Origin of the sequence: Paractinoplanes polyasparticus (genome assembly GCF_019710575.1) — a bacterium.
GTDB lineage: Bacteria > Actinomycetota > Actinomycetes > Mycobacteriales > Micromonosporaceae > Actinoplanes > Actinoplanes polyasparticus.
Map to the genome: position 1 here is coordinate 58,301 of NZ_JAHWFK010000015.1, position 17,090 is coordinate 75,390.

The following is a 17,090-nucleotide window of genomic DNA, read 5'->3' on the forward strand; positions in this document are numbered from 1 at the left end:
GTGCTCGCCGCCCTGAGGAAGGCGATGACCTTCAACAGGGCGGCGGTGTTCGACTCGCTGTTTACGGGCTAGGCGGGTTCGATCCAGATGTTGCGGTAGCGGACGTTCGCTCCCGGGTCGCCGTGGTCCTGCAGGCGGATCGGGAGGGCGGACGGGCCTTCGGCGGCGCCGTTGCCGGTGGGGCCGTCGATCTCGATGTTGTTGTGGACGGTCACGCCGTTCCAGACGACCGTGACCCGGGCGTTCTCGGTCTTCGTGGTGCCGTTCCAGCGGGCGGCGCGGAACGTGACGTCGTAGCTCTGCCACGTCTCCGGCGCGGTGCCGGCGTTGGTCGAGGGCGCCCGCTTCTGATAGATGGCGGCGGAGTCGTCGTTGGCCAGGGTCGCCTTCCCGTACGTGTCGAGGACCTGGAGCTCATAGCGGTCCTGCAGATAGATGCCGCTGTTGGCCCGCTGCTGCCCGGTCACGTCGGCCGGCAGATTGGGCAGCCAGAACTCGGCGTGCAGCTTGAAGTCGCCGTACGACTGCTTGGTTCTGATGTCGCCGCCCAGCACCTCGGCCGAGCCGCCGGAGACCGGCCAGGTCACCGCGCTGCCGTCGCCGTTGCGGAAGGCGTTCAGGTTGCCGCCGTCGAACAGCGTCACGCGGCTGGTGCCGTTGTGGGTCCAGCGCTGCTGGGCGACATCGGTCCACTCGTAGATCTGGACCTGCGTGCCGTCGGCGGTAGCACCGCCGGCCACGTCGAGCACCTTGTTGGACGCCGGGTTGAGCAGCGAGCCGTTGGCCTGTGCCCGCCACACCTGAGCGGCGCTGTTGTTGCAGGTGTACAGCTGCACCTTCGTGCCGTTGGCGGTGCCGCCGTTGTCGATGTCGAGGCACTTGCCCAGCGCCCGCAGCGTGTCACCCTCGCGGGTCCAGCTCTGCGCGGTCGAGTTGTTGCAGGTGTACAGCTGCACCTTGGCCTTGTCGGCGATGCTCGCGTTGTCCACATCCAGGCACTTGCCACCGATGCCCGTCAGCGTGCCTGTCTTGTTGGTGGCGCCTGTGGACGACGATCCGACAGTCAGGCTGTCCAAGTTGACGTGGCCGATGTCGCCGGTGTCGACGCGGTACGAGACGGTGTTGCCGCCGGCTCGCAGTGTCGCCGTGTCGTTCAGGTTGGCCCAGGTGTCCCAGTTGCCGGTGTCGGCCAGGCTGACCTGTTTCACCTTGGCGCCGTTGACGTAGAGGCTGATCGTCTTGGCCCCGGCCGACGGGTTGGGGCCGTTGCTGAAGCGCAACGTCGTCGGGTAGGCGCCGGCCGTGGGCACGTTGACCGTGAAGGTGGTCGCCGCGCCGACCGCGTTGTGCCCGGCCGAGAAGCCGGTGCCGGTGTAGCCGGGGTGGTCGCTGGCCACTGACGTGCCGGGGCTGAGCCCCGAGAACTCGGCCTCCACCCGGTCCGACTTCAGCGTGGTGCCGTTGGCCAGGCTGTTCAGCGTGTACCAGGCCTCGGTGCTCCACAGCGAGTTGTTCGAGGCCGAGGTGAACGGGCGCGGCGAGCGGACATGAACGACCCGGCCCGGCTTGAGGCCGGCCAGCTTCAGTGTCACCTTCAGCTTGTCGGTCGACAGGGTGGCTGACGATACCGACAGCGTCTCCTCATCGACCTTCGGTCCGCCGTAGGCCGGTGTGGGCACGTACCGCCACTGCTTGGCGCGGTACCGGCCGGCCAGGTTGGCCGCGGTGGCGTCGGAGACGGGCTGCGTGTACTCGAACTCGAAGCCGTCGGCGATGGCGCGCATGGCCTTGATGTCGAAGACGCTCGCCGAGTTCGGCGCGAGCTTCTGCAGGCCGTACGTCAACTTGCCTTCCTGCCCCCAGTTGCCGCCCGCGCCGAGCCCGCCGACGTAGAGCGCGCCGTCCGGGCCCTGGTTCAGCCGCAGCACACCCATCTCGAGTCCCTGCGTCAGCCGGAACACCGCGCCCTGGTACTGGCCGTTGACCTTCTCCAGGTATGCGCGCTGGATGCCGCCGTACGTGACGTCGCCGAACAGCATCTGACCCGAGTAGGGGCCGGAGTTCAGCATCAGCGGCGTGCTCGGCGAGTTGGCGATCTCGTTCTGCGGCAGCCACAGCACGGGCTGGGTGACCGGCTGCTGGTCGAACGGGCCGTCCGGGTTGGTGTAGTGGCCGAAGAAGCGGTCCTGTTTGACCTGCAGCAGCTTCGACGAGGGCAGCCAGCCGCCCTGGTTGTCGAGCACGAAGATGTCGCCGTCGGGCCCGAAGGTGAGGCCGTTCGGAGTGCGCAGGCCGCCCGCGATGTACTGCACCGCCCCGGTCGTACGGTTGATCTTCAACGTGGTGCCGCGGTTCGGCGAGCCCTGCGGCTCGGTGGTCGCGCCGCCCAGGTTGATCGAGACGGACAGATTCAGATAGAAGAAGCCGTCCTGGTAGAGCAGGCCGAACGCGAACTCGTGGAAGTTGCCGTCGAACGGCCACGTCGCGACCCGGCGGTACTGGTCGATCGTGCCGTCGCCGTTGGTGTCGTTGAGCTCGGTCAGCTCGTGCTTCTGGGACACGTAGATCTTGCCGTCGACGATCTTCAGGCCCATCGGCTCCCGCAGCCCGGTGGCGATCTTCTTGTACGTCACCTGGCTCGGCGACGTGTTGCCGGTGACCCCGCTGAGGACGTAGACCTCGCCCGCCACCGTTTCGCTGCCACCCCAGGTGGCGATCGCGAGCCGCCCGTCGGGGAACCAGTCCATGGCGCTGACCTGCGGGTTGAACCCGGACGGGCGCAGGTTGGTGAGCGTGTAGCCGGGGTGGACTCCGGTCAGCGGCAGCCCGTCGCCCGGGCTGTCGCCGGCGGTCTCGCACTCCTTGCGGCCGGGCGCGGTCACCCGCACCACGCCGGCGTCGGTGCTCAGCACGTTCGCCGGCACCACCGTGTACGCGGTGGCGCCGGGCGGCCGCCACTCGAGGGTGAGCTGCTGGCCGCCGTCGCGCTCGAAGTAGTCGATGTTGAGGGCGTGGTAGCCGGTGGTGAGGCTGACCGAGCCCTCCTTGGCGGTTGCGCCGTGGGCGCCGTCGTGGTCAATGACAGTCGCGCTGTCGATCCGCAGCCGTGAGCCGTCGTCACTGGTCAGCCGGAAGCCGTACGTGCCGGCGGTCGTGATGTTGACGTTGCCGAGCACCTCGGACTGGAAGCGGTCCTCGAGGCCGAAGTCGGCCGCGGTCGTCCAGTTGATCGTCGAGAGCTTCTTGTCGATGTTGGGGGTCTGGCCGGATTTGAGCGTGCAGAGCGAGTCACGCGAGACCTGCAAGTCGAACGTCCGCAGGGTGATGCCGGGCTCCTGCGGCGGTGGAGCAGCTGCCGCGGCAGCGGGGAGGGCGGGCAACAGGCCCGCGAGAGTAGTGACGGTGAGCAGCGCCAGCTGTTTCTTCATCGGACCGTCCAGGCTTCGACAGGGATCGATGCCAGCACGCTAGGCCGACTTCTGCATCTAGGTCCATAACTTTGGCGCAATTATCGAAAAGTCTTGTTATTTGTTTTGAAACTTGCCTGTTACTTCCGCGTCAGCGTGCCCCAACGGCCGGTCACCGTCCGCAGTGGGCACACGCTCGCCGGGTTCGCAGGTGGTAATCGGTGCCGGCGATCAGCAGAGCCACACCCCAGATGACGTACGCGGACATGGCGGCGACCAGAAACGCGTCGGAGAACTCGCTGTCCGAGCCCGACGCCAGCTGCACGAAGCCCATCCCGAAGTAGGCGACGAGCCCCGCGCCCAGGCCGAAGCCGGGAACCAGCAGCAGGAGGCGGGGGATGGTGCGGCCGGCGAGGAACGGCACCCAGCGGGGCCAGATCCGGCCCCAGCCGTGCACGAGCGCCAGCGGCAGCAACCCGCCCGCTAGCAGCATCCCGACTTCGAGCGCGATGATCGCCGGATCCTGGATCAGGCCGTCGAACCCCACCACGGCTTGGGCGGCGAAGCGGGCGGCCAGGCCGGCGACCGCCAGGTAAGCGGCCCAGAAGGCGGTCCTTCTCGTTCGAGGGCCGGGCGTTCCGACCCGGCAGCACGACGGGCAGTCGCCTCGGGTGCGGCGCTGGTAGGCCGCCGTGGCCAGGCCCAGGAGCACCGCACCGCCGGCGCACGCGAGACGGCTGGCCAGGGCGAGCGGGTCGAAGTGCGGCCCCGGGCTGAGCAGCAGAAGCCCGACCAGTTCCGGGAGCAGGATAGCCGCCGCCGCGACCAGAGCCCCGGCCACGGCCCACGCCGCAGCGGCCAGCAATGGCTGCCAGGTGTCCGCCCGGTACAGCGCGACGGCCAGAACGCCGGCCGCCGCGCACAACGGAACGGACCACCAGCCGGTGAAGCCGACCAGATCCCAGCCGAACGGCGGAAACGAGGGCGCCGCGCCGGCCGCCCAGACCGCCCGGAGTCCGCCGTAGAGAATCGCCCACCCGGCCACCGCGTAGGTGAGAGTGCGGGTTCTCGAGATCGTGTCCATGGGTCGAGCCTCGTCGCCCGCCCCCGCGCACGGATCCCGCCGCGAGGGGAACCGCTCCCTCCCGCGAGGGAGCCGAGCGTGCCGAGCGAACTGGGCGTGCCGAGCGAGCTGACCGAACTGACCGAACTGAAGGGACTGAGCGAGCTGGACGGACTGAGCGAGCTGGACGGACTGAGCGAGCCGGGCGGACCGAGCGAGCCGGGCGGACTGAGCGAGCCGGGCGGACTGAGCGAGCCGGGCGGACTGAGCGAGCCGGGCGGACCGAGCGAGCCGGGCGAACTGAGCGAGCTGAGCGGGCACCGCGCAGTCAGTGGTTCAGGAAGTCGTCGCCTAGCAGGGAGCGCAGGCGGGACAGCGCGCGGGTGTCCCGCATTTTTGCCGCTGAGACTGAGATGCCCAGGATCGAGGCCACGGTGTCGACGCTGTGGTCCTCGGCGTGGCGCAGCACCAGTACGGCCCGGTCGTCGACGGTCAGCTGGGCGAGCGCGTCGACCAAGGTGAGGTGCAGGTCGGGGGCGCCGCCGCCGTCAGCTCCGTCCGGCTGGTCGGGCATCTCGGCCAGCACGATCTCGGAGCCGCTGCGTCGCTTCTGCTGGTCGAACACCAGGTTCATCAGCACCCGGCGGCTGTAGGCGTCCAGGTTCGTGCCTGTGCGGATCCGGTTCCAGACCACGTACATCTTGGTGAAGGTCTGCTGGGTCAGATCCTGGGCGAGGTGCCAGTCCCGGCACATCAGGTACGCGCTGCGCCGCAGGCGGGTGGCCGCCGACTCCACAAAAGCCGTGAACTCCCGATCCCGGGTTGTTCTGGTCGACTGCTGTTCCGCCGGTCGGGACGCCGTCACGGTGTCCGTCACTGGACGCCCCCGATCGCTGCGCCGACCAAGCAGATGCGACCGACGATGTCCTGCACGCCGTCCATCGCGGCGTAGTCGGACTGGAGGGCCGTGAATTGTGCGGCGTCCACCAGGCGTACGCGGAACGACTCGGGCAGGTCCTTGGGGCTGACCGCGTCTACGAAATCCGGATTGTCCGCCCACAGCCGCCGGAATTTCTCGTACGCCGATGATCGGCTCTCGAAGACGACGGTGCCGACCCGCGGATCGTTGCCGAGAGCCGACGCCAATGCCGCCTGCTGCGGGCCGCTCGTGTCCGACTTCAGGAAGATGGCCACGTCGGTGGCGTCCCTCTGCACCGGATCGACCGAGCACGACGGCGCAGCCGGAGGCCGCATGGCCGCCGCGACGGTCACCGCCGGCTCCGCCTGGGACGGCAGGTTCAGCCCCGCCACGATTCCCAGCACAGCCAGGACGCCCCCGGCCGCCCCCGCCACCTGCCGGCGCCGCCGTCGCACCTGCCCGCCCCGCGCGATGGCCGCGTGCGCCATCACCGCCGGATCAGCCCCCGGATCGTCGTCGACCGCCCGCTCGAAGTGCTCCCGCAGATCCACAGCCCGCTCTCCCGTCCACCCGATCAGTCCTTCAGCAGATAGGACCGGTCAGCCTCCCGATCCGGTCACATCGTTGCCGCGCGCACGGACCAGCGCTCGCAAAACGCGTCCCGGACCACCGATCAGGCGGGGGCATGCCGGCTGACGTGTCCGTGGAAGGGGTCGAGCCCGACCTCGGACCGGCGCTCGTCCGTCATGTCGATCAATTCCTGCGCCGGCCCGTCATCGGTCATGGCCGGGACGCTGGCGGTGCCGGCGACCTCGGCGACCCGGCGTTTCCATCCCATCGGCAATTGTCAATAAGGACCGGCGAAGCCCGCGGTGGCGAGCAATCCGCGGCCGGTCATGGATGACGTTGCAGCGGTGACGTGTCACCGACGAGCCAGAGGTGCCCGAAGGGGTCGAAGAACCCGCCCTGCCGATGCGGGCCCCACGGCATGGCGTGATTCCGCACCGGATCGTGATACTCCGCCCCCGCCGCGGCCGCCCGCTCGGCGAACTGATCCGGATTGTCGACGAAGACCTCGACCCGGGCGGTCGTGGTGCCGGCCGAAACGGGCGTGGCCCACCGATTCTTCGCCGGCTCGGCCAGGAAGAACGGCGCGCCCTCGATCTCCAGCCCGATCACCGACCCTAGGTTCCACAGCTCCACGGCGCCTAGAGCCCGCTGATACCAGGCCGACGCCGCCGCGGCATCCGGCACCGCGACCATGACTGAAATAGTGGTCATCGGCCGCACGATACGCGCCTTCGGTTCGCCTGCCGGTCCGTTCCTTTGCGATCAGTGGCAGGCAGTGAGTCCGGGTTTCAGTCTGCGAACAGCCGCTCATGAAATTCCGGTAGACGATCGACAAGACCGCGAAGCTCCGTCGCGAACACGTCAATCTGCGGCCGGATCGCCGCTGCGCCTCGTTGCCGGGTGATGCTGCGCAATCTCGCGGCTGTCGCCCGGTCCTGCGCATCCCCGTCGTCCAGTGCGAGCGTCAAGATCACGCGCATCCGCCGGCCGTCATGCCGGTAGTAGCCGGGCGGCCGCTTGCCGTTCACGGTCCGGCCCGGCAGCACAAGGGCACCCTGATCCCACCAGTCGAGTTCCACCTCGACGGTGGTCGATCCAATGACGTAGATGAGGACGCTGCGCCACGGTCTGTCGTCCACGATCGCCGCTCGTCCTGCGAGAGGTTCGATGAACTTGAATGATTCCCGAGCGTACTCCAGTAGTGATGATCGATAATCTTCCATGCCGTGCGCCCTTTCCGGACGAGTTCGGGTAACGCAAGGCGTCAGGGCGAATCTCGGGCCAGCAGGCCGTCGACGAGGAGCTGGAGCATGCGGGAGGCCTGGTCGACGTCGGCGGCGGCGAGCATGATGCCGGCCATGCTGGCCGAGACGTCGGGTGGGTGGATGTCGGTGCGCAGGGTGCCGTCGGCTCGGCCGGCCTCGAGGAGGGTGGCGATGGCGCCGTTCAGGTGTTCGCGGGTGTTGCCGGAGGTGATGGCGCCGCTGGCTATTACGGCTCGCAGGGCTTCGGCCATGCCGTGCTTGGTGGCTACGAACTCCTGGTAGCGGCGCATCCATTCGCGCAGCGCCTCGGGTGGGGAATGGTCGGCCAGCAGCGTCGGGGCCAGGGCGGAGAGGCGGGTCAGTTCGCTGCGGTAGACCTCTTCGACCAGAGCTTCCCGTGAGGGGAAGTTCCGGTAGAGCGTGCCGACGCCGACGCCGGCCTCGTGCGCGATGGTCTCGATCTTCACGGGGTCGGGGCCCGTGGTGAAGGCGCGCGTCGCTGCCTCGATGATGCGCTCGCGGTTGCGCCGGGCGTCTTTGCGCGCGCCGGGACGCCGCTCGGTGTCGGAAACCGGAATCACCACCCCTGGAGTGAAGCGGAATCGATTCCGCTTCTGTTATGGTCGGGTCGAGGTAAGCGGAATCGGTTCCGCTTGCGGCCATCCTAGGGGGTCATCATGAGCATGCGCGGGAAGCTCGGCCAGTACGACGTGCTGCGCGTCGGTTACGGCGCCATGCAACTGGAACACGCCGACCGGGGCGACGCCGTCACGATTCTGCGCCGGGCGGTCGAGCTCGGCGTCGACCACCTCGACACAGCCCAGTTCTACGGGCCGGGCACGGTCAACGAGCTGATCCGGGAGGCCCTGCACCCGTATGGCGAGGGACTGCGGATCGCCACCAAGGTCGGGGCGGTCATCCATCCGACCGAGCGGCTGGCCGCCGCCCAGAAGCCGGCCGAGCTGCGGGCCGCGGTCGAGCAGAACCTGCGCACCCTGGGCGTCGATCAGGTCGCTGTCGTCAATCTGCGCCGGGCCGACGTGTCGCCGGGAATCATCGCTTCCGGTGATCAGTCCGTCGACCTCGACAGCCAGCTGGCCGAGCTGATTGCGCTGCGCGACGAGGGCAAAATTGGCGGGATCGGGTTGAGCCATGTCAGCCTGGACCAACTGCGGCAGGCGCTTCCGGCCGGCATCGTCTGCGTGCAGAATCTCTACAATGTGCTCACCCGCGAGCACGAGGACGTGCTTGTCGAGTGCGCCGCACGGGGCATCGCCTGGGTGCCGTACTTCCCGCTGGGATCGGCCTTCGACCGCATCCCCAGCGTCACCGCGCACCCGGTGGTCGTCGCTCAGGCGGAGCGCCTCGGCATCACCCCGGCTCAGGTGGGGCTGGCCTGGCTGCTCGGGCACAGCCCGGCCACGCTGCTGATCCCGGGCACCCGCGACCTCGGCCACCTGGCCGACAACGTCGCCGTCACCCGCATCGAACTCGACCGCGAAGCCACGGAGGCACTGGACGCATTGGCATGAAGATGCGCGCCGCGTGAGGATGCGCGCCGCGTGAGGATGCGCGCCGCGTGAGGATGCGCGCCGCGTGAGGATGCGCGCCGCGTTACGGCGGGCGGGTTGTGCGTGAAGGCCTCGCGTCGCGTTGCGGCGGGCGGATGGGTATCTCGCGCCGCGTTGCTGCGAGCAGGCGGCGCGTGAGGAGCCCGTGCCCTGTTGCGGCGAACAGGGGCGGGCGAGGACCCCGTGCCGTGTTGCGGCGGGTGGGCGGCGGATGAGGACCCGCGCAGCATCACGGCAGGCGGGCGGCGGGCGGTCAGACCTCGGTGAACTCGCCGAGCGGGCCGTGGAGGCGGTCGGCGTGGACGGTCAGGAACGGCTTGCGGGTCATGCCGAGGGCCTTCATGCGGGTGGCCATCGGGTGATCGTCGTCCAGGCGTACGCGGAAAGCGCCCCGCCCCAGACGCGCCCCCGACAGCTGCATCGGCACCTGGCCGCGCAGCAGGCGCCCGGCCTGGGCACCATGGTCGAGATAGGACCAGGCCGGCAACGCGGCCTGCACGGCGAACGGCAGCCGCACCCGGCCGTGGCGGAAGGACGCGCGCACGACCTCGGTGACGCGGTCGCGCACCACGACGTCGGTCTCCATCTTCGAGAAGCGCAGGTCGGCGTCCATCAACCACTTCGGCAGGGCCCAGAAGTTCTGGCCGGCCTCGCGGGTGAAGGCGCCCGTGACCGGCAGGTCGACCAGGTGCAGGCCGGGCGGGCCGGACGGGCCGCGCACGAGCAGGCCCACGCCCACCTCGTCGTACGACTTGAGGGCGAACTCGTCGTAGTGGATGCACATGATCATGGTGATGGCGCGGCCGAACACCGAGAACGGGCGCAGCGGGGTGCCGGCCAGCACCGAACGGGCCTGTTCGGACCGGGTCGTGAAGACGGCGGCGGTGAACCGGGCCGACGTGATCTGCACCGGGAGGGTGACTTTCTCGCCCTGCAGGGTCCACACACCGTCGCCGATCCGTTCCGCCATGCGGCGACCCTACCGTCCGGCGGGTGGCCGGGCCGAGCCTGAAGTGGTAGGGCTTCGGTATGTCGATGACGACAGTGGGAGTCCTGCGCGAGACCGCCGGCCGCGAACGCCGCGTGGCGCTGACCCCGGACGGCGTCGCCCGCCTGCGGCGCGGCGGCGAGTTCCGGGTGCTGGTCGAGACGGGCGCGGGCCGCCCGGCCTGGTTCGACGACCGGGCGTACGCCGAGGCGGGCGCCGAGATCGGGTCGAGACAACAGGTGTACGACGAGAGCGAGGTGCTGCTGGTCGTGCGGCCGCCCGACGATGTGGCCGCGGTCCCGCCCGGCCGCATCCTGATCGGGTTGCTCGATCCGCTCGGCGACCCCGCGCTGGCCGAGATGCTGGCCGACCAGGGAGTCACCGCGATCAGCCTCGACCTGCTGCCGCGCACGCTGAGCCGGGCCCAGCCGATGGACGCGCTCACCTCTCAGGCCAATGTGGCCGGTTACAAGGCCGCGCTGCTGGCCGCCGAGGCGTACGGCGGGTTCTTCCCCATGCTGGTCACGGCGGCCGGCACGACGCGGCCGGCCCAGGTGCTCGTGCTGGGCGCGGGCGTCGCCGGGCTGCAGGCCCTGGCGACCGCGCGGCGGCTGGGGGCGCAGGTCACCGGGTACGACGTCCGCGAGGCAGCCCGGGCCGACATCGCCTCCACCGGCGCCGCCGTGCTCGAGCTCGGCAGCGGCCAGAACACCGACGACGGGTACGCCCGGCAGCTCGGCGACGACGAGGCGGCGCGGCAGCTGTCGGCGCTGACCGCGGCCGTGCCCCGGTTCGACGTGGTGATCACGACCGCGAAGGTGCCGGGCGGCCGCTCGCCGTTGCTGGTCTCCGACGAGGCCCTGGCCGCGATGAAGCCGGGCTCGGTGGTGATCGACCTCGGCGGCAATGTGGCCGGGGCGGCGGCCGACACCCGGGCCGTGACCGACCACGGCGTCACGGTGATCGGCGCGCCCAATCTGGCCTCGACCGTGCCGGTGGCGGCTTCCACCGCGTACGCGCGAAATGTCGTGGCCCTTCTCGGCAGTCTCCTGCCCGACGGCCGTCTGCCCAGCGACAGCACCGACGAGGTCCTCGCAGCGGTGCTGGTCACGCACGACGGCGAGGTCGTGCACCCCCGCCTGCGCGACGTCCAAGTGGGCGGCGTTGATGAGCGCGACGCTCAAGTGCGCGGCGTTCATGAGCGCGACTTCCAAGAGAGCGACGTTCAGAAGAAGGAGACCCGATGAGCCCGCTGCTGCTGGCCGACCTGACCGTCTTCACGCTCGGACTGCTCGTCGGCTTCGAGGTGATCAGCAAGGTGCCGGCCACCCTGCACACGCCGCTGATGTCCGGGGCCAACGCCATCCACGGGGTGGTGCTGGTCGGCGTCATGCTGCTGGCCGCCACCATCTCGACCCCGGCCGGCTACGCGCTGCTGACCGTGGCCGCCTTCTTCGCCGCCATGAACGTGGCCGGCGGCTACGTCGTCACCGACCGCATGCTCGCCATGTTCCGGAGCCGGTCGTGAGCGCCTTCGACACGATCGTCCACCTGGTCTACTTGGCCTGCGCCACAGCCTTCGTGATCGGCCTGCACCTGATGAACGCGCCCGCCACGGCCCGGCGCGGCAACCAGGTGTCGGCGGCCGGCATGGGCCTGGCCATCGTGACCACGGTCGTGGTGCTGGCCGAGGGCGGGCGAATCAACGCGTACGCGGCCTGGGCACTCGGCCTCGGCACGGCCGGCGGCGCGGTGGCCGGGCTGGTCGCGGCCCGCCGGGTGCGGATGACCGCCATGCCACAGCTGGTGTCGCTGTTCAATGCGGTCGGCGGCGGCGCCGCGGCGCTGATCGCGCTCGGCGAGCACCCGGCGTCCACCCAGGCCGAAGTGACCGGCGTGCTAGACGTCCTGATCGGCGCGCTCACCTTCAGCGGCTCGCTGATCGCCTCGGGCAAACTGGCCGGGCGCGTGCCGGGGCGGCCCATCGTCGTTCGCTACGGCCGGTTGATCTCGTTCGGCCTCGCGGTCGTCGCCGCGGTCATGGCGGTGCTGGTCGTCGGGTTCGACGGCGGGGCGCCGGCGCTGTGGGGAGCGGCCGCCGCCGCGTTGGCCGCCGGTGTGCTGCTGACGCTGCCCATCGGCGGGGCCGACATGCCGGTGGTGATCTCGCTGCTCAACGCGTGCACGGGCACGGCGGTGGCGATGGCCGGGTTCGTGCTCGGCAGCACCCCGCTGATCATCGCGGGCGCGCTGGTCGGCGCGGCCGGGGCGATCCTGACCAAGCTGATGGCCGACGCGATGAACCGGCCGATCGGCGCGATCATCGCGGGCGGTTACGGCACGGGCGACGCGGTCGCGGTGGCGGCGGGGTCCGGCTCGTCGTCCGTACGCGAGATCACCGCCGACGACGCGGCCATCCAACTCGCGTACGCCGGAAGGGTCGTCATCGTGCCGGGCTACGGACTCGCGGCGGCTCAGGCGCAGCACGAGGCCGTCGCCCTCGCGCAGGCGCTGACCGAGCGGGGGGTCGAGGTGTCGTACGCGATCCACCCGGTCGCCGGGCGCATGCCGGGCCACATGAACGTGCTGCTGGCCGAGGCCAACGCGCCCTACGAGCAGCTGGCCGATCTCGAGGAGAGCAACCCCGGCTTCCCGCGTACGGACGTGGCGCTGGTCATCGGGGCCAACGACGTGACCAACCCGGCGGCGCGGCGGCCCGGCAACCCGGTGTCGGGCATGCCCATCCTGGACGTCGACCGGGCCAAGAGCGTGATCGTCATCAAGCGCTCGCTGGGCCACGGCTACGCCGGCATCGACAATGAGCTCTACGGTGATCCGCGTACGGCGATGCTGTTCGCGGACGCCAAGGCGGGGCTCGGCGCGTTGCTGGCCGGGCTCTCGGCGTACGCGAAATAGATCGTTTCCTTGACATCGATAGATCGTGTTGGAACTCTCAGTGGCGGATCGCTCACCCTCCGCCTTTCTCGGGAGTGCCCCCGTGCAGAGTCCGCAAATCGACGCGTTGCTCGACGACCCTGCCTCGCTCGACGAGTTCTGGCAGCGGGTGACGGCGGCCGGCACCCCGCTGGTCGAGCCCTGGCGCGACGATTCCCGCCTGGTCACGTTCCTGTGGCGGGGGCCGGCCCGCAGCACACGGGTGTGGTGGGGGCTCGACGTCGAACTCGAGCAGATGCCCGGCACGGATCTCTGGTACGCGACCCGGGTGCTGCCCGCCGACCTGCGCACCATCTACTGCATCACGCACGACGGCGAGAAGGGCCTGCCGAGCGACGACCGCGGGCGGGGCCGGAGTCACATCGACGTCCTCAACCCGCATCGGGAGTTCTTCCCGGGCGAGCCCGGCGACCCGGACGACCCCGACGCCTGGCTGTCGCTGCTGTCGCTGCCCGACGCCCCCGGCGAGCCGTGGCTCGAACCGCGCCCCGGCGTGCCGGCGGGGACGATCGTCGACGCGCCGCTGTCGCCGCCGGTCGCGGTCTACCGGCCCGCCGGCGTCCCGACCGAGGGCCTGCCGGTGCTGGTCGTCTTCGACGGCTGGATCTCGCGGACCGTCCAGCGCATCCCCACCATCCTCGACAACCTGATCGCGGCGGGCGAGATCCCACCCGTCGTCGCCCTGTTCGTCAGCAACTACGCGGCCACCCGCGACGCCGAGCTGACCCCCGGCTCCGAGCACGCCCGTTTCATCACCGACGAGCTGCTGCCGTGGGCGCGCGCCGAGCTGGGCGCCGGGGCCGACGGCCGGGCCAACGTCATCGCCGGGGTGTCCCGGGGCGGCCTCGCCGCGGCTGGGATAGCGCTCCGCTCGCCCGACTGCTTCGGCGCGGTCATCGCGCAGTCGGGCAGTTTCTGGTGGCCGAGCGACAACCCGGGCGGCCTGATCCGCGAGGTGGATCAGCGGCCGCCGGCCGACATCCGGTTCTATCTGGACGTCGGCATCCTCGAGACCGTCTCCGCGCCCGGCGGGGGCCCGAGCCAGATCGACGTCAACCGGTCCATGCGGGACGCGCTGCGCCGGCGGGGCTACTCGGTCTCGTACGCCGAGTACACCGGCGGGCACGACTACGTGAACTGGCGGCGCACCTTCGCCGACGGCCTGATCGCGGTGGCCGGCGTCCACGCGTCATGAACCGGGCCGACACGCTCGGGTCGCTGTGGCAGGCCTGGGCGGCGCAGGGCGAGGCGCTCACCGCAAAGCAGTGGGCCACGCCGACCCGGCTGCCCCCGTGGGACGTCCGCGCCCTGTTCGCCCATGCCTCGGCGTGGCCGCGCTGGCTGGCGTACATCGTGACCCAGGAGCGTGAGACGCCACCGACCCATCCGACGGCGGCGGCGCTGTTGCTCGACTTCAACGCGCCCGACGGGTTGGCCACGCGGATGCGGCAGTCGACCGCCGACAAGGCGGTGGACGACGGCCGGAAGCACACGACGGAGCAGATGATCGCGGCGTGCGCCGAGGTCGGGCCGCAGGCGCTCGACGAGGCGCGCGCTCTCGGCGACGTGGTGGTCGACTACCTCGGCCTGGCCCGGCTGCGGCTCGACGAGGTGCTGAGCATCGGCATCCTCGAGGCGACCGTGCACCTGCTCGACCTGCAGCGGGCTTTGGGCGTACGGCCGTCGGCGCCGCCCGGCGGACTCGCGCTCACGGCGTCCGTGCTGACCGCCATGGCCGACCCGGTCGACCTCATCGAGGCTGCCACCGGCCGTACCGGCGCCGAGGTCTTCCCCGTCCTCAGGTGACCGCCAGAATGACGACGCCCGCGAAGATGACTCCGGCTCCGAGCGCGGCCGTTCTGATCGGCTTGCGGGCCGTGAACCAGGTGAGGGCGATCACGAAGAGGATGCCGGTCTCGCGCAGGGCGGCGACGGCCGCGACCTGGGCCGCGGAGACCAGCGAGATCGCGGCCAGGGCCAGCCCGTGGGCCGCGAACGAGCCGAGGCCGATCACCAGGGGCGCCGGCTGGAAGCGGGACCGGATGGCTCCCGGCCGGGCCAGGGAGGTCACGACAACGAGCGGCGCCATCGTCAGCCAGAAGTAGGTGGCCGGGTCGGCATGCCGCAGACCCAGCGAGGCCACGTACGTGTAGCAGGTCAGCGAGACCGCGACCGGCGCCGCCGCCAGCACCGACCGCCGGTCCGCCCCGGCCGCGGTCAGGAAGATCCCGCCGCTGATGACCAGGACGCCCAGCGCCGCCCCGGCGTGAAAGCCGCCGGTCGGCAGGGTCAGAAGCAGCAGCAGTACGGGGGCCAGACCGCGCGCGATCGGATAGGCGGCATGCACCGGGGCGCGGGCGTAGGCCACGTTGAGCAACAGGGAATAGGTGACCGAGAAGCAGGCCGAGAGGGCCAGGTAGCCCCAGGCCGCGTCCTCCACCCGCCACCGGGCGAGGGCGAGCGGCGTCCATGCGAGGAACCCGTACGCGTTACTGGCGATGGTGACGTCGAAGCCCCTGCCCGCCCCGGCGCCCTTGTCAGCCGCCGCTCCCGCCAGCAGCACGTTCCACAGTGCATGCAGAAGCGCGGACGAGAGCACCAGCCCCAGCGCGAGCGGCGGAAGCCCCATGCCGCCAGTCTGTGCCGCCCGCCGCGCCGGGACTGTCGCCAATCGGCCAGAGCCGTACAGTGACCGGGGTGGAGATCCTTCCCGGCGGCATCAACGAGGTCGTCCGCCTCGGTGACACCGTGCGCCGCCCGACCGGTCCGTGGTCCCCGAACGTGCACGCGCTGCTGCGCCACCTCGAGGCCGAGGGTTTCACCGGCGCCCCGCGTGTGGTCGCTGAGCCCGCCGACGGTTTCGAATACCTGTCGTACCTGCCCGGCGACGTGTCGAACTATCCGGCCACTCCGGCCGCGGCCTCCCGGACGGCCCTGACCACCGCGGCGACGCTGCTCCGGGCCTACCACGACGCGACGGCCGGGTTCGCCGGGTCGGCCCCGCGCGACGGCTGGCAGGTCCCCGCCCGGCACCCGGTCGAGGTCATCTGCCACGCCGACTACGCCCCGCACAACTGCGTCCTGACCGGCGCCGAGGTGACCGGCATGTTCGACTTCGACTTCGCCCACCCCGGGCCCCGCCGGTGGGACGTGGCGTACGCGGTCTACCGCTGGGTGCCCCTGACCGCCCCCACCAACGCCGACGGCTTCGGCACCACGACGGAGCAGGCGACCCGCCTGGGGTTGTTCTGTGACGCGTACGGCTTGGACGCTCCCACCCGGGCCACCCTCATCCCCGAGGTCGCCGCCCGCCTGCACGCGCTGGTGTCCCTGATGCGCACCGGGGCCGAAGCCGGCAACAAGGCGTTCGCCTCCCACCTGGCCGAGGGCCACCACCGTCAGTATCTGACCGACGCCGACTACGTCCTGGCCGAGCGCCGGACGCTGGAGCGGCATCTGGCTTGAGCCGCCGAGCTCGGCAGCCCGCAGCACCGTCGGCGCCGCGGAAGTGCGGCGGGTGCGCACCGCGGTGCCGGCCCGGGCCAGATCGGCGAGCACGCTGCTCGTAGGCCGCCGGGTCCTGCCGAGCCGACCTTCAATCGGTGGATCGAGGCTCAGGTTCCCCCGATCCCGATAGTCAGCGGCATCACGACGACACCGGTGAACCGTCCGTCGCCGTCCTGCATGGTCAGCACCAGGTACCCGCGGAACGGGTTCGCGTCCCTCGTGAAGTTGGCGTTCGCCTGCCAGTCCTCGTCCGCGTCGATCCGCTCCGACCAGCTGGTCAACTCCTCGGAGTTGCGGGCGTCCAGCAGGCGTACCCGCGCTGTGCCGTCGGTATCGGTCCGGAAGTTGACCGACAGCGGCGGGTTGACCGCACCGTTCGGCTCGGGGTTGCGCACGGTGATGCGCGGCGACTGCATTGCCTGCACGCCCCACGCCCCGCCGCCATCGTCCCGACGCAGGCTCACCGTGCCGAGCACGCTCCCGTTCCGGGTCGTGACCTCGACCAGCCGTGCCTCGCCCCCGCTGTCCTGCTCGACCGAGAAGGACAAGTCGGACGTCGCGATGCCGAGTTCGTTGAGGAACTGCTGGGCGGTCGGTCCCGGATCATCGTTCGCCGGCCCCGGTCCGGTCTTCCCGCCCACCAGAGCCCGCGGCCAGATGATCGGATAGCCGGCGGTCGTGCTCTGCTGCGGCGCGGCCGTGGGTATGTCGCTGTCCGAGCGACGGTTCACCGTCACCGCGGCGACCACCACGAGGATCACTCCCAGCGCCGTGGCCGATATCAGGAAACGCTTCCGCATGACTGCCTTCCGCCCTTGGGTCGTCATACCGATGCACCCGATTGA

General features: G+C 70.7%; 18 protein-coding genes. 7 read left to right on the forward strand and 11 right to left on the reverse strand.

The genetic code is table 11. From position 1 onward, the window contains the following. Nucleotides 1-68: 68 nt before the first annotated feature. The 8 genes from KXC43_RS17780 to KXC43_RS17815 form a co-directional block, all read right to left on the reverse strand. The gene (locus KXC43_RS17780; RefSeq protein ID WP_221377184.1) at nucleotides 69-3,428 is read right to left on the reverse strand and encodes a 3-keto-alpha-glucoside-1,2-lyase-like domain-containing protein; all 3,360 of its coding nucleotides are present in this window, start codon (nucleotides 3,426-3,428) and stop codon (nucleotides 69-71) included. Nucleotides 3,429-3,579: 151 nt separating this feature from the next. Continuing rightward, on the reverse strand, nucleotides 3,580-4,491 hold the full coding sequence (locus tag KXC43_RS17785) for a hypothetical protein (RefSeq protein WP_221377185.1): 912 nt from the start codon (nucleotides 4,489-4,491) through the stop codon (nucleotides 3,580-3,582). A 307-nt stretch (nucleotides 4,492-4,798) separates the two neighbouring features. Continuing rightward, the gene (locus tag KXC43_RS17790) at nucleotides 4,799-5,347 is read right to left on the reverse strand and encodes a SigE family RNA polymerase sigma factor (protein WP_221377186.1); all 549 of its coding nucleotides are present in this window, start codon (nucleotides 5,345-5,347) and stop codon (nucleotides 4,799-4,801) included. Then, nucleotides 5,344-5,940 (reverse strand): permease-like cell division protein FtsX, encoded by a 597-nt coding sequence (locus KXC43_RS17795; RefSeq protein WP_221377187.1) that lies wholly within the window; start codon nucleotides 5,938-5,940, stop codon nucleotides 5,344-5,346. Before KXC43_RS17795 ends, KXC43_RS17790 begins: the two co-directional genes overlap by 4 nt. A gap of 122 nt (nucleotides 5,941-6,062) precedes the next feature. Beyond that, entirely contained in the window at nucleotides 6,063-6,227 is a 165-nt protein-coding gene (locus tag KXC43_RS17800; protein WP_221377188.1) for a hypothetical protein, read from the reverse strand. A gap of 56 nt (nucleotides 6,228-6,283) precedes the next feature. Next, nucleotides 6,284-6,670 carry a VOC family protein gene (locus KXC43_RS17805; protein WP_221377189.1) on the reverse strand — a complete coding sequence of 129 codons (387 nt, stop codon included), beginning with the start codon at nucleotides 6,668-6,670 and terminating at the stop codon, nucleotides 6,284-6,286. A 77-nt stretch (nucleotides 6,671-6,747) separates the two neighbouring features. Next, nucleotides 6,748-7,182 carry a hypothetical protein gene (locus KXC43_RS17810; RefSeq protein WP_221377190.1) on the reverse strand — a complete coding sequence of 145 codons (435 nt, stop codon included), beginning with the start codon at nucleotides 7,180-7,182 and terminating at the stop codon, nucleotides 6,748-6,750. Nucleotides 7,183-7,223: 41 nt separating this feature from the next. Beyond that, nucleotides 7,224-7,808 carry a TetR/AcrR family transcriptional regulator gene (locus KXC43_RS17815; protein ID WP_308129132.1) on the reverse strand — a complete coding sequence of 195 codons (585 nt, stop codon included), beginning with the start codon at nucleotides 7,806-7,808 and terminating at the stop codon, nucleotides 7,224-7,226. A 93-nt stretch (nucleotides 7,809-7,901) separates the two neighbouring features. Between KXC43_RS17815 and KXC43_RS17820 the strand changes: the two genes are divergently transcribed. Further along, on the forward strand, nucleotides 7,902-8,756 hold the full coding sequence (locus KXC43_RS17820) for an aldo/keto reductase (protein WP_221377191.1): 855 nt from the start codon (nucleotides 7,902-7,904) through the stop codon (nucleotides 8,754-8,756). A 292-nt stretch (nucleotides 8,757-9,048) separates the two neighbouring features. Here the strand turns inward: KXC43_RS17820 and KXC43_RS17825 are convergent, their stop codons facing one another. Continuing rightward, nucleotides 9,049-9,765, reverse strand: coding sequence for an acetoacetate decarboxylase family protein (locus KXC43_RS17825; protein WP_221377192.1), 717 nt, complete (start codon nucleotides 9,763-9,765; stop codon nucleotides 9,049-9,051). 65 nt (nucleotides 9,766-9,830) lie between these two features. On the opposite strand from KXC43_RS17825, the gene KXC43_RS17830 reads away from it, so the two are divergent. The 5 genes from KXC43_RS17830 (at nucleotide 9,831) to KXC43_RS17850 (ending at nucleotide 14,544) form a co-directional block, all read left to right on the forward strand. Next, a complete protein-coding gene (locus KXC43_RS17830; protein ID WP_221377193.1) occupies nucleotides 9,831-11,030 on the forward strand; it encodes an NAD(P) transhydrogenase subunit alpha in 1,200 nt (399 codons plus the stop codon). Beyond that, nucleotides 11,027-11,311, forward strand: a complete 285-nt coding sequence (locus tag KXC43_RS17835; RefSeq protein WP_221377194.1) for an NAD(P) transhydrogenase subunit alpha part 2 — start codon at nucleotides 11,027-11,029, stop codon at nucleotides 11,309-11,311. Before KXC43_RS17830 ends, KXC43_RS17835 begins: the two co-directional genes overlap by 4 nt. Next, nucleotides 11,308-12,699, forward strand: coding sequence for an NAD(P)(+) transhydrogenase (Re/Si-specific) subunit beta (locus KXC43_RS17840; protein ID WP_221377195.1), 1,392 nt, complete (start codon nucleotides 11,308-11,310; stop codon nucleotides 12,697-12,699). Before KXC43_RS17835 ends, KXC43_RS17840 begins: the two co-directional genes overlap by 4 nt. Nucleotides 12,700-12,781: 82 nt before the next feature. After that, a complete protein-coding gene (locus tag KXC43_RS17845) occupies nucleotides 12,782-13,933 on the forward strand; it encodes an alpha/beta hydrolase-fold protein (RefSeq protein WP_308129133.1) in 1,152 nt (383 codons plus the stop codon). Continuing rightward, complete coding sequence (locus KXC43_RS17850) at nucleotides 13,930-14,544, forward strand: maleylpyruvate isomerase N-terminal domain-containing protein (protein ID WP_221377196.1); 615 nt, start codon at nucleotides 13,930-13,932, stop codon at nucleotides 14,542-14,544. Before KXC43_RS17845 ends, KXC43_RS17850 begins: the two co-directional genes overlap by 4 nt. Here the strand turns inward: KXC43_RS17850 and KXC43_RS17855 are convergent. Continuing rightward, on the reverse strand, nucleotides 14,537-15,367 hold the full coding sequence (locus tag KXC43_RS17855; protein ID WP_221377197.1) for a hypothetical protein: 831 nt from the start codon (nucleotides 15,365-15,367) through the stop codon (nucleotides 14,537-14,539). The genes KXC43_RS17850 and KXC43_RS17855 overlap by 8 nt on opposite strands. Before the next feature lie 68 nt (nucleotides 15,368-15,435). On the opposite strand from KXC43_RS17855, the gene KXC43_RS17860 reads away from it, so the two are divergent. Further along, nucleotides 15,436-16,203 carry an aminoglycoside phosphotransferase family protein gene (locus tag KXC43_RS17860; RefSeq protein ID WP_221377198.1) on the forward strand — a complete coding sequence of 256 codons (768 nt, stop codon included), beginning with the start codon at nucleotides 15,436-15,438 and terminating at the stop codon, nucleotides 16,201-16,203. A 149-nt stretch (nucleotides 16,204-16,352) separates the two neighbouring features. On the opposite strand, the gene KXC43_RS17865 is transcribed toward KXC43_RS17860, so the two are convergent. Next, nucleotides 16,353-17,045, reverse strand: coding sequence for a hypothetical protein (locus KXC43_RS17865; protein WP_221377199.1), 693 nt, complete (start codon nucleotides 17,043-17,045; stop codon nucleotides 16,353-16,355). Nucleotides 17,046-17,090: the final 45 nt, after the last annotated feature.